10 protein-coding genes are annotated in these 13,442 nt (G+C 29.1%); 5 read left to right on the top strand and 5 right to left on the bottom strand.

The window, feature by feature from the left end:
- Window positions 1–298: 298 nt before the first annotated feature.
- Window positions 299–928, top strand: coding sequence for an exopolysaccharide biosynthesis protein (locus ECH_RS03190; protein ID WP_006011382.1), 630 nt, complete (start codon window positions 299–301; stop codon window positions 926–928).
- Entirely contained in the window at window positions 925–2,304 is a 1,380-nt protein-coding gene (cysS, locus tag ECH_RS03185) for a cysteine--tRNA ligase (RefSeq protein WP_011452801.1), read from the top strand. Before ECH_RS03190 ends, cysS begins: the two co-directional genes overlap by 4 nt.
- A gap of 183 nt (window positions 2,305–2,487) precedes the next feature.
- Here cysS and ECH_RS03180 read toward each other — a convergent pair whose 3' ends face one another.
- Window positions 2,488–4,338: a hypothetical protein gene (locus ECH_RS03180; protein WP_226988390.1), complete on the bottom strand. Its 1,851-nt coding sequence runs from the start codon at window positions 4,336–4,338 to the stop codon at window positions 2,488–2,490.
- Between the two features lie 253 nt (window positions 4,339–4,591).
- Between ECH_RS03180 and ECH_RS03175 the strand changes: the two genes are divergently transcribed.
- On the top strand, window positions 4,592–5,566 hold the full coding sequence (locus ECH_RS03175) for a ribonucleotide-diphosphate reductase subunit beta (protein ID WP_011452799.1): 975 nt from the start codon (window positions 4,592–4,594) through the stop codon (window positions 5,564–5,566).
- 582 nt (window positions 5,567–6,148) lie between these two features.
- Here ECH_RS03175 and ECH_RS03165 read toward each other — a convergent pair.
- Together ECH_RS03165 and ECH_RS03160 are read right to left on the bottom strand one after the other, a co-directional pair.
- Window positions 6,149–6,421, bottom strand: a complete 273-nt coding sequence (locus ECH_RS03165) for a DUF2610 domain-containing protein (RefSeq protein ID WP_006010031.1) — start codon at window positions 6,419–6,421, stop codon at window positions 6,149–6,151.
- 5 nt (window positions 6,422–6,426) lie between these two features.
- Window positions 6,427–7,005 (bottom strand): hypothetical protein, encoded by a 579-nt coding sequence (locus ECH_RS03160; RefSeq protein WP_006010030.1) that lies wholly within the window; start codon window positions 7,003–7,005, stop codon window positions 6,427–6,429.
- A 68-nt stretch (window positions 7,006–7,073) separates the two neighbouring features.
- Between ECH_RS03160 and ECH_RS03155 the strand changes: the two genes are divergently transcribed.
- Both ECH_RS03155 and dnaG read left to right on the top strand, forming a co-directional pair.
- Window positions 7,074–8,081, top strand: coding sequence for a class I SAM-dependent methyltransferase (locus ECH_RS03155; protein ID WP_011452796.1), 1,008 nt, complete (start codon window positions 7,074–7,076; stop codon window positions 8,079–8,081).
- Between the two features lie 591 nt (window positions 8,082–8,672).
- Complete coding sequence (gene dnaG / locus ECH_RS03150) at window positions 8,673–10,439, top strand: DNA primase (protein WP_011452795.1); 1,767 nt, start codon at window positions 8,673–8,675, stop codon at window positions 10,437–10,439.
- Window positions 10,440–10,887: 448 nt separating this feature from the next.
- Here dnaG and rpoD read toward each other — a convergent pair whose 3' ends face one another.
- Both rpoD and ECH_RS04960 read right to left on the bottom strand, forming a co-directional pair.
- Window positions 10,888–12,756 (bottom strand): RNA polymerase sigma factor RpoD, encoded by a 1,869-nt coding sequence (gene rpoD / locus ECH_RS03145; protein ID WP_006010027.1) that lies wholly within the window; start codon window positions 12,754–12,756, stop codon window positions 10,888–10,890.
- A 273-nt stretch (window positions 12,757–13,029) separates the two neighbouring features.
- On the bottom strand, window positions 13,030–13,200 hold the full coding sequence (locus tag ECH_RS04960; protein WP_011452794.1) for a hypothetical protein: 171 nt from the start codon (window positions 13,198–13,200) through the stop codon (window positions 13,030–13,032).
- Window positions 13,201–13,442 lie beyond the last annotated feature (242 nt).

Below are 13,442 nucleotides of genomic sequence, written 5' to 3'. Positions count from 1 at the left end.
TATAGTCAATTGATAACTAAGAATTTTATGTTGAATATTAACTTATGAAAATTACTTAAAATAGTACTATGACTTGATTTCTTGGTGGTGTTGTGGTTTTATTTGTGGCGAGTAAAAATATTAAGATATTGTTTCTAAAGTAATGTTGTATAGATTTTTATTATTAATTAGATGTGTTGGTTGTTAAATAATATTTTACTACTTGTAGATAGTAAAAATGTATAGTAAATTTTATTAATTATACAGTGTTATTTTTCTTAAAAGTATGTTATATAGTTTTTGAAATGAGTTTGTATATATGTCGCACGAAAAAAATAAAGCAGTTTCAGATCTATTGGAAGAAGTTACAAGTAACGCTGATGTAGACAAAATTACATTGTTTGAGTTAAAATCTGCACTTCATGCTCGTGGTTTTGGAGTATTGATGTTATTATTTTCTTTACCTCTTGCAATACCTATACCTGTTCCTCCAGGATATACAACGATATTCTCAATACCTTTATTAATGTTTGCATTCCAAATGTTGCTTGGGTTGCAAGCTCCTTGGATGCCTAAATGGTTAGAAAAAAAGTCTTTCAAACGTACAACATTAGCTTTAATTATTGAAAAAACTGCTCCTATATTAAGAAAAGCAGAAAAACTTACAAAGCCTCGTTTATTATTTATATTTAATAGTTTTGGAGAGAAAGTTATAGCTTTTATTTCTCTTATATGTGCTATATCAATAGCTATACCTTTACCTTTAACGAATTTCATACCAGCTGGTGGTGTGTCAATTATGTCTTTGGGCATGCTTAATAAAGATGGTGTGATGGTGATTCTTGGAGTAATAGTATCATTGTTTGGTATTATTGTTACTCTTATGGTAGTTATTCTGGGTCCCAAACTTGTTGTAAGTATGTTTTCTTTTTTATCTAAATTTACATGATCATATATAATACTTTAACTGGCATTAAAGAACCTTTTGTACCTTTTAGCATTGATAATGTAAGGGTTTATGTTTGTGGTCCTACAGTCTATGATTTTGCACATATTGGAAATGCTAGGTCAGTAGTTATATATGATGTGCTGTTTAGGTTATTGAAGTTGCTATATCCTAAAGTAACGTATGTAAGAAACATTACTGATATTGATGATAAGATTATTAATGTTGCACAAAATACTAACCAAAGCATATATGATGTTACTGCAATTTATATAAAAGCGTTTCATGAAGATATGAGAATGCTGAATTGTTTGGAACCTACTTATGAGCCAAGAGCGACTGACAACATAGATGTTATAATAAGTTTAATACAGAAGTTGGTAGATTCTGGTCATGCGTATGTATATAATGGTAGTGTGTTCTTTAATATAGAGTCTTATTCTTCTTATGGTCAGTTATCTGGGCGTAATATCTCACAACTTATTTATGGTAGTAGAATAGATATAGAGGTAGGTAAAAAGCATCCAGGGGATTTTGTATTATGGAAGCCTGCAACTGAAATAGATAATCAATTAATGAGTTGCTGGTCAAGTCCTTGGGGGTTAGGAAGACCAGGATGGCACATAGAATGTTCAGCTATGAGTTATCGTTATTTAAAGGAAAATTTTGATATTCATGGTGGTGGAGCAGATTTACAATTTCCTCACCATGAAAATGAAATAGCACAGAGTTGTTGTGCTTTTCCTGATAGCCGTTATGCTAAATATTGGGTACATAATGGGTTTCTCACAGTTAATGATGAGAAAATGAGTAAATCTTTAGGTAATGTTTTAACAGTTAGGCAGTTATTGAATAGTGGGATTACAGGTGAATTGATAAGGTATGTGTTATTGAGTACTCATTATAGAAAACCTTTAGATTGGAATAGTCAAATGGTGGCTAGTGCTCAAGAATCACTTAATCGTATGTATACTGCTTTGAGTTCTACAAATGTTGATTTATCGTTGGATGATAGTGTAGAGTTATCGAGTCATGTTATTGATTGTTTAAAAGATGATATTAATACTCCAAAAGCTATTTCAATGTTGCATGAAATGGTGACAGAGATTAATAAAACAGCTGATATGATAGAAAAGATATCTTTAACGAAAACTCTTATTAAGACTGCAAATTTTTTAGGTATCTTACAGCATTCTTGGCAAGATTGGTTTAAAATTGATGATAATAATCAAGAAATAAGTCAATTGATAGATGAAAGAAAAAAAGCGAGAGCCAATAATGATTTTAAAAGGGCAGATGATATACGTCAGCTTTTATTAAATCGTGGAATAGTTCTTTCTGACAATAAAGATGGAACTACGCATTGGTATAAGAAATAATAAAATAACAAGTGAATTTTTTTATAACTCTGCGTTATAAAGTTTTATCTTGAATACATATACAGAGATTATAGTAAAATATGAAGTAAATATTTGCTAATACTGAAATTTTACTGTGTTTAGTGATACACACTTTTTTATTAGAATCTTTTTATTATGGTTTGTACTATGATAATGTCATAATTATCTTGCTATTGTTCTTGTAAGTGCAGAAAATATTTCTGAAAGTCTTGTAAGATATGAAGGTGGAGTACTGGTATTGTTTGGTAATTTTCTAGTTACTTTATTACTATCTATATAAGAATTGGAGCATTGCCCAGTAATTTCTACTGCACCATATTGTGCGATTATAGAACTATCTATTACTATTGGAATTGTAGCATTAAGAGAGTTATTTTCTATTTTAATCAATCCAGTGTTTGATATAATTTTCGATTTTCTAACTTGTCCTACAATTGTAATATTACCTTTGTTTGTATGTAATAAGCCGCAAAATTTACCAAATACGGTTACATCTGTATCATGAAGTATTAAAATTGAAAAATCTACAGCTTTACTGTGTATTATTACTTCATTAACACCAAATTTAGATGTAAGATTTGTACCACTGTGTGTTATGTATGTTAAGTAAAGTGCTATATTACTGCTTAAATTTTCAATGATTAATTGTTTATTTGTTATACGTATATTATGAATAAACATAGGAATGCTATCATTAAAAAAAGTATTTGGTAGCCTCTGATTTTTACTGATGTTGTCTATTATGTTTAAGTGGTTTGCATTATGTATTATATTATGAAATAGCAATTCAGCATTTTCAGTTGAGGTATTGTTTTGTTTATTGATAGGCCATCCTATGGATGCAATGACGGTGTGGTATTGAAAATTAGGGTGGAATAGTTCTATGTTTAATGCACGTATTCCATTTGGATCTTTTTGATTGATAACATCACATGGATGAAATGATGTTATTACTTTTTCTGCTTGGCAGAGATCTGTTTGTCTAGTTATTATGGTTTTATGTTTTATATTTCTGCAGAAATTGGCTGGAATAGTAAATATATCAGGTAAGTTGTTCTTAATTATTTTTCCATTGATACTTACAGTTCCGAATATAGATAATATATTTTTGCTACATTCTTCTTTTGCATCAATAATAGTAATGCTACCATATTTATTGAAGATGCTGCCGTATACTGTGCCGAAGATAGTTATGTCACTTATTTCTAGAAATATCTCTGTGTATGTTGGAATATCGCATTTAACATTGATTTCGCATCCACTGTCTAGCAAAAGGTTGATTTTACGGAATGTTCTTTGGTTCAAAATATGAATTGATTTTAACCCAATAAATTGTTCGGCTGTTCTTAATAAGTCAATGTTTTTTTCTATTACATATGATGCTTGTATATTATATAAATTTCGTAAATGTTCTGCATATGAGGAAAAAGCTTTTTTTTGTACATACTGAAATAGTGTTGTTTTTAATTTGTTCGTTATCTTACTTCTAATTTCAGATGTTAGCAGTAGAATTTCCGTTTTGTATATTGTTGTAGGGTTAGTATCAGTATCAAAGCATTGATCAATGAATGATGACAGTATGATATATTGAATTTTATACTTTAATTTATTATCTATTATAATATCTTGCGTGTTGTGAGCAGAGTTAAATGCGATTCTATCTAGAATATTAATGCCATCGTTGCTAGAAATTGACATTTGGTGTTTGTGGTATAATGTGTGTATTTCTTTTATACTGTTCCATAAAGTGTCTGAGGTTCTATCATCAATTAGGGGCATTTTTGCTTCCCCGTTTGCAATAAACCATTCCTTATATTCTTCTAACATAGATGTTACTTCGTTTCTGAAGGAAGTAAAATCTGGCGTGATATCTAGCATGAGTGCTATACATAATGGTATTACATTGCTGATATCTATGAGAGCTTCATCAATCTTTTCTAATGTGATGTCCCTTATATACTGCTTTAAATTTATGTTATTTATTGCTGCTCTTTGTTGAACTTTTGTTAGCATAGCATTATTACACATACAATTTTATCAGTACTGTATAATTGTAAATAATTTAATATGCAAATTATTTTTTTAATATTTTTAGTCAAAATATAATATAAGTATATTAAGATTATAAGTACATAATATTTTGTATAGTTGTATTTATTATGTTTAGTAAAAAAATCTTAGTTGATTTTTATGGTAAATAGTTGTTATAGTTTTCCTGGATTTAGCTTGTGATCCATGTTGTTTTTTTGTTCAGTAGTACTTAGAGATGTCATTATTAGATTCTAGGCCAATTTATAAGCCATTTAACTATCCTTGGGCATATGATGCTTGGTTATGTCAGCAAAGAATACATTGGTTACCTGAAGAGGTACCACTTGCAGATGATGTTCAGGATTGGAAAACAGTGCTTTCGGAAAAAGAAAAAAATCTTTTAGTTCAGATTTTTCGTTTTTTTACTCAGGCTGATATTGAAGTGAACAATTGTTACATGAAACATTATTCAAATATTTTTAAACCTACAGAAGTATGTATGATGCTTTCTGCATTTTCAAATATGGAAACTATACATATAGCTGCTTATTCGTATTTACTGGATACTATTGGAATGCCTGAAATTGAATACCAAGCATTTTTAAAATTTGAGGTAATGAAGAAGAAATATGATTACATGCAAAGGTTTGAGGAATGTAGGAAAAATGATAAAAGACATGTAGCAAAAACTTTAGCAGTTTTTGGTGCTTTTACAGAGGGGTTGCAGTTGTTTGCTTCATTTGCAATCTTATTAAATTTTCAACGTTTTGGAAAAATGAAAGGTATGGGACAGATTATAGCTTGGTCTGTAAGAGATGAAACATTACATACGGAATCAATAATCAGATTGTTTAATACTTTTATTCAAGAGAACTATGAAATATGGGATGATTCATTAAAACAAGAATTATATGAAGCGTGCAGAATAATTGTTTCATTAGAAGATGAGTTTATTAACTTAGCATTTGCTTGTGGAGATGTTGAAGGTTTGTCTTCTAAAGAAGTTAAAGAATATATTAGGTATATTGCAAATAGAAGATTATTGCAATTAAATCTAGAACCTATATATGATACAAATAAAAACCCTTTATTATGGTTGGATGAAATTTTAAATGGGGTAGAGCATACTAATTTTTTTGAAAATAGAGTTACAGAATATGCTCGTGCTGCTACAGAAGGAACATGGGAAGAAGCATTTGAAGATCATTGATATTAAAGTCATTTTAAGGTATATAGAATTGTATTAATGTAATCTGGACTTTTTTTACTTCTGTAAAAAATAATGTATAAGTTTGTTATATTCAAACTTTAGGGGATTCTGTATATGAGGTCTTGGTATTGTATTAAAAGGATTCTATATAAAATTTAGGAATAATAAGTATGATTGTAATGCATGCTTTAATATCATATCTTTCTAAGTAATGGATAGAGATACAAATAAGGGCTATTTATCAATTGTATTGTTTAAATAATAATCATATATTGTGTGGTTGTGTTCAATTGTTTTTAAGATTACGCATTGTTTCAAAAATATGTCTTTCATATAAAACATAAATTTCTATAGCAAGAGTATATGTTTTAAATGCAATAAATATATTTGAGGAGTTTTTAGTATTTTTATGAGAAGCGACCGTTAAGGCATATACACAAAGATCTGCGAAACAAATACCATATATTGTGTGGTTATGTTGAACTGTTTTTAAGATTACACATTGTTTCAAAAATATGTTTTGCATTATAAAGCGTAAATTTCTATAGCAAGAGTATACGTTGTAAATGAAATGAATATATTTTAGGAGTTTTTAGTATTTTTATGAGAAGCGACCGTTAAGGCATATACACAAAGATCTGCGAAACAAATACCATTTTTCTGTGCTAATGCATGTAACTTTGCTAAACTATCTTTAATTTTTTCTGGTATGTTACCTCCACGTTCTTTTGCTAACCAGTTATCTTGGTGTTGTACAGGGTGGTTTTCTGGTTTTGGTTCTCCAATATATATTGCAAAGGGAGAACTCTGTCCGTTGAAATCACATGGAACAATAAATTTCTTTATTCCTGGCATCTCATTTACCTTGAATAACCTGAATTTTGAGTTGTTTGCTTACTTATGTTGTGGAGAACTATTTGAGCAATATCCTTTTTTATTTTGGATTCTGGAGCAACCAAGACCCCTTCTTTGATTAAAATTTTTGCAATTAATAGAACTTCTTCAAGCAATTCAATGTCATTATTTACTAAATCTAGCAATAAACTGTATGCCATTTCGTAACTAATTTCTTCACTATGCAGTGTGATATTGTTGGTGTCATATTGTTGGGTTGTGACATCATAACAATTGTTATTATCTTGTGATAGTATTTCTTCTTTAATTGTTGGTTTATCTAATAGATTTATAGATGTTGTACCTAAACCATTAGAGAATGTATTATGTGTTATGTTATTGCCATATTCCTGATCTATTGTACCTTTTGTATCGTTTTTATGTAAAATGGTAAAGGAAAGATTGATGTTTGGTTGATTTACTTTGTTGTAAGGATTGTATTTATTTTTAATGGAAGTTAACATGCTACATAAATTATAAACACCATCTCCTATATAGTTTGAGGATTGTTCGCTTAATTGTTTATTGAAAATAGATAACATCATAATATTAAAAATTTACAACCCATTTTACTATTTATATCATATTAACGTAAATAATACATTAATTAATTATGCATTCTTACTTAAAAAAAATTATATTTGATTGTGGAGGTGCTATTTCAGTAGAACAGTTTATGAGAATTGCCCTTTATGATGTACATTACGGCTATTATATGACACAAATGCCTTTTGGTACTTATGGGGATTTTATTACTGCTCCTGATATATCTCAATTGTTTGGAGAAGTTATTGCATTATGGATATTGTTAAATTGGCAAAAAATGGGGTCTCCATCTAAATTTATTATAGTAGAATTGGGGCCTGGTAGAGGAACATTAATAAGTGATGTTGTTAGAGTTTTGAGAAAATTCGAACAATGTTACGCAGCAATGGTTGTTTATCTTGTTGAAATAAGCCCTATATTAGAAAAATTGCAGCGAGATGTTTTAAAAGATGAAAAAGTGTTCTGGTGTAAAGATATAAAGGATTTACCAGATTATCCTGTATTAATTATAGCTAATGAGTTTTTTGATGCTTTGCCTGTTAAACAGTTTGTGTATACCAATGATTCTTGGTGTGAAACATATGTTACAGTAGAGAACGATGAATTTAAAATTGCCTATAAAAAAGTAAATAAGATCTTTGAAATGTCAAATGACATGAAAAATCCAGTAATAGAGATATGTGATGAAGCTGTTTCTATAGTAAAATGTATGGAAAATAAGATTCTACAAAGTGGTGGTGCAGCAGTGGTTATTGATTATGGATATATAGATTGTCCATATAAAAGTACTATACAGTCTGTCAAGAATCATCAGTATAATAATTTACTTAAGAATGTGGGAGAAAGTGATATAACTGCATATGTGAATTTTGCTGTATTACATAACAGTTTGTCTACTCTCAGTTCAGTGATTATGACGCAAAGGGATTTTTTATATAATTTTGGTATTAAAGAAAGGCTGCAAGTACTGATTGCAAATGCTACGGAGCTTCAAAAACAAAATTTAATAGCAGGTTTTTTGAGATTGACTGAAAATATGGGTAGTATGTTTAAAGTATTTTTGGTAAATCCATAGTTGAACTATAATTAATAAAATATTGTTAATCATGTTTTTTTACAATGATATAAGTGTATTTTATGTTCTGTTTAAAGTTTTATCTAACTACTACTTATTCATATCTTACTCATGCTGTTTTATATGTTTTATTGATGTAATAATCAATAGTTGTCAGTAATGTTTTTCTTATATTATTGTAGTGAATGTATATAGACTCTGTTTAAAAAGTGGTGTGCTGTATTCCATATTGTTAATCATGTTTTTTGCAATGATACGAGTATATTTTTGTTCTATTCAAAGTTTTATCTAACTACTATTTATTCATATCTTACTCATGCTGTTGTGTATGTTTTATTGATATAACAATCAGTAGTTATCAATAATGTTTTTTCATATTATTAGTGGATGTATGCAGACTCTGTTTAAAAAAATGGTGTGCTGTACTCCATATTACATTTTAATCTCACATAACCATAAAAAATGTTTTTAGTCTAAATCTGGATTTAATTGTAATAACCTTCTATGATTGTATAATAAATTATGGCTCTATTTATTATAAGAAGTAATATGCTTTATTATTAGAAGAATCAGGCTGTCTATAGTTGTGACATGAATGTTATTGATATTATCAAGAGTAAAATAAAGTTATCTGATGTAGTTGGACAAAGAGTTAAGCTAACTAAAAGGGGTAATAGTGTTATTGGACTATGTCCGTTTCATGGTGAAAAGACGCCATCTTTTACTGTGAATGATGAAAAAGGATTATATTACTGTTTTGGTTGTGGGGCAAATGGTGATGTTATACAGTTTACTTCTGATATTAATGCTTTGGATTTTAAGGGTGCAATAAATTACTTGGCAGAGATATATGGTATTGATTTGCCACAAAGTACTAATAATAAGACAAGTATAACTCCTATATTGGATGCTGCAACATTATGGTTTGAAGAACAATTACGTAATAATCATGTGGCAATAGAATATATAAGGAGTCGCAAAATTTCTAATGATACAGTAAAAAAATTTAGGATGGGGTATGCTCCAACATATGGTTTGGGTAAATATTTATTATCTTTAGGATTTAATATAGATGATATTAAAAATACAGGATTATTAAATTCTCAAAATCAAGATTATTTCTACAATAGGGTTATCTTTCCTATTTGTAATTCTAGTGGAAATATTATAGGGTTTGGTGGTCGATCAATTATTAGTACACAGAACCCTAAATATTTGAATTCTAAGGGAAGTGCTTTTTTTCAAAAAAGAGAAAATCTATATGCATCGCATTTTGCCGTGCGTGAAGCAAAAAAGCAGGGGAAAATTATAGTGGTAGAAGGATATATGGATGTTCTAATGCTACATCAAATGGGTATTAGCAATGTAGTTGGATTACTGGGAACATCAATGACTTCTGAGCATGTAATGTATTTGTGGGAAATAACTTCGGAAATTATAGTGTGGATGGATGGTGATATTGCTGGGAAAATGGCTTCTATTAAATCCGCATCTCTTGCATTATCTTTAATTAGACCTGGATGCATAATAAAATTTGTTGATGTTTTTACAGGAAAGGATCCTTATGATATTTGTATAAATGATGGTGTTGATAGTGTAATTGCTTTGTTGGATAGTGCAAAATTACTATCAGAGTTTATTTGGGATTATGAACTTGCTAGGGTTAATGTTAATAAGAATTCTATTATGCCTGAACAGTGTGTCATGTTAGAAGCAAGAATTAAGCATTATCTTAGCCAGATTAGCGATAATAACGTTGTAAAATATTATAAAAAGTATTTTTATTCTCAAATCCGTAATTTGCAGTATTCAAAAGATAAAAGTAAATTTTTGAGTACTGATAATCCGGTGAGTAAGGTAGATAATAGATTAAAATATGTGAGTGATGAATTTTTTTTGGAAGAGTATAATCAATTGAGAGTGGTATACGTGATTATGGAATTTCCAGAACTGCTTGACGATCCGATTATTTTTGATCAATTTTCTAAATTTAATATAAGTGATAAGAATATATATGTATTGCAGCAGAATATTATTAATATAAAAGTTACTTTATGTAATCATGTTATATCTAAGGAGGTCTTACTTTCAGAATTAAAGAAAAATAATTTAGATGAGATAGTAAATTTTGTTATCAAAAGAATGTCTACATCTAATTTTATGGTATTACAAGATAGAGAATATAGTGTAGATGTATCAAAGAAAGAGATAGAAAAAATAATGCTTTTAGATCACTTGCAATGTATTCAGAAGGAGATATTAGATTTACGCTTGAAGGGGCAAAGGGATCTTGCAGAAAGACTATCTAATCAAGCACAGGAAATAGATAATAGATTAAGAGAATTATGGAATTATTAAGAATGAGAGGTAGTTATGAGGTATTGCGTATTTTATAACTTAATGCTCTTAGACTGAGGATACAGATAGTTTTTTTTATTAACTCATGTGTTTTTATGTGATGTGGTTTACGCTTGAGAAGTAATGTCTATATAATGGTATAATTAATATAGTTAGTGATAATTTGAGAGAAACTTTATTAATGCTTTCATGATTTGAAGTGTTTTTTAATTTTGATATGTTACCAAAAGTTATATGAGTTTTTGTTAGAGACTTAGTTCTTTATCAGTTTTTATATCATGATGAATGTGTCTTTGATTTTTATTATATTTTACTGATGGTTTTAATCTATAACACTAAAAAATCATTAGTTATCCAGTTAATAAACACGCTAAAGTTTTGTTATATATGTAATTATTCTCAGTTAAAACCTGTGTTTATTTTGCAAATTAATCATTATTAGATAGATTTAGAAAAATCCTCTAAGCTTTCTTGCACGACTTGGATGACGTAGTTTACGTAAAGCTTTTGCTTCAATTTGTCGTATACGTTCTCTTGTTACATTGAATAGTTTTCCTACTTCTTCTAAGGTATGGTCTTTTCCACCTTTACCTATTCCAAACCGCATACGTAAGATTCTCTCTTCTTTTGGTGTTAATGTTGATAATACTTTTGTAGTTATTTCTCGTAAGTCTGCAAGTACTGCTGCATCTTCTGGCTTTACTGCACGTTTATCTTCTATGCAATCACCAAAGGTACTACTGTCATCATCTCCTATGGGGCTTTCTAAGCTTACGGGGTCTTTAACTATTTTCATTACCTTACGTATCTTATCTACATTAATGTTTAATCTTGCTGATAATTCCTCTAATGTTGGTTCTCTACCCATTTCGTGTAGCATTTGTCTTAGTGTGCGATTGATTTTATTTACTGTTTCAATCATGTGTACAGGAATTCTAATAGTTCGTGCCTGATCTGCTATTGCTCTAGTGATAGCTTGCCTCACCCACCACGTTGCATAAGTTGAGAATTTATATCCACGTTTGTAATCAAATTTATCTACTGCTTTCATTAAGCCAATATTCCCTTCTTGTACTAAATCTAGAAACTGTAAACCTCGATTTGAATATTTTTTTGCAATCGATACTACTAACCTTAGATTTGCTTTTATCATTTCTTGCTTTGCTTGATTTGCTGCACGTTCGTGCTTTTGTATTTTTGTGACTAATGCTTTGAATTCGGTAAGGTTATTTTCTCCAGACAGTAGCTTAATTTTACTGTACATACTTACTATATTACTCTCTTCATTGAGTAACATGTTATCCCATTGAGGAGAAGTGCCTTTTTTTTGCAATACAGAATTAGTATTATATGCATCTAAGAAGTCTTTGCGTTGTATACCATAGCTTTCTGCAAGGGAAATAATTTTTGCCTCTTCTGCTGCTATTGATTTACTTAAGCTATATATTTGTTGTGTGATTGATAGGACTGCGGAATTACTAAGTTTAATTTGATATATCATTTCCCATATGCTATCGTGTAAGTCATTGTATTGTTTTTCAATATCTTGGTTAATTTTACCTTGATATTGTTTTTTGAGTTCTAAAATTTTTTCTGCTGATGCAATTACTGAATCTAAGATGCTTACTACTTTGGGTAGCAATGCATTTTCCATTTCTAATATTGAAGCATTTATTGAAATGTTTTCTTCATCTTCATCTTCTGGTATATCTGGATCTTCATCAGGTTCATCCATTAAATCTTTATCATAACCTAAAACACTAGCATCATCAGTGTCAGAAAATTTTTCAGGAAATTCATACCTGTAATTTGCATCTAAATCTATTAAATCTCTTAACATTATTTGTTCATTTACTAAGTCATCCCTCCATGACATAAATGTACGTAATACTATTGGGGATTCTACTAGTGACCTGAGCATATTTACTTTTTCTGATTTGATCTTTTTGGCAATTTCAATTTCTCCTTCACGAGATAGTAATTCAACAGAACTCATTTCACATAGGTACATGCGTATAGGGTCATCTGTTTGTCCAAAATCCCAAGATTTTATACTGGTGTCTGATACATCATCTTCGTCCATTTCATCTTTGATTCTGTTTTCTTCTATTATGCTATTTGCCTCGTCTTCATCACTTTGTTCAAGAACATTAATACCTGAATCCTGAAGCATTGATATAGTTTCATCTATGTTGTCAGATGACAGCACGTAGTCAGAAAAAACATCGTTGATATCGTTAAATGTAACAAATCCTTGTTTGAGTCCCTTACTCACAAGAGTTCTGAGTAATTCTTTATCTGTTTGTAGATCTTTCATAGCTAATAATATTCAGAAACGACAAACTTGGATTCATATCATGCTATAAGTACATTGTCAATTACAAAACGTTATAAGACATATATATTGAGAAGAACAATTAGCTATTTGTTTATTGTTTAAACAAAGATTATCTTTCGTATAGAATACATGTTTTGTGAAAAAATCTATTATTATTTCGATAATAGTTACGTTACTTATTGTCTCATTATCTTGTTCTTCTATGTTGAATATTTTAACTTTACTTTCTCTGGGTTGTTTGATCTTGATGAGTTAATATAGATCACGTGTTATAAATAGAAAAAAGTTAGTATCTAAAGTAATATCGCTATCATAAGAGAAACTGTAGAATTGTTTAACAAAGCTCTTAAATAAGCAGTCGTCTTCTTGTTTTATTAATTCTAGAATCGAATCAATAATTTTTTGATTAAAATTATTAAGCATTTTTTATTTCCGATAAATTTTAGTGATTTACATGATTTAAAATTTTATTAAATGTGTAATATTGTCAAATATACATGTAAAATAGCAATTATTATTTTTCTTTTTTTTAGGGAAGTATATAATGTTTTTCTTGTATAAAACACTGGTTTTGTGAAAAATCTATAATTTCATTTCTAGTAAGGTTTGAATTAAAAAAAATAATTTGTAATATGTTATTAGTTGTTGGTTGCCATTTGTATACA

This window comes from Ehrlichia chaffeensis str. Arkansas (assembly GCF_000013145.1).
GTDB classification, from domain to species: Bacteria; Pseudomonadota; Alphaproteobacteria; order Rickettsiales; family Anaplasmataceae; genus Ehrlichia; species Ehrlichia chaffeensis.
The sequence above is the reverse complement of the archived record's forward strand: the minus strand, read 5'-3'. Positions and strand labels throughout refer to the sequence as shown.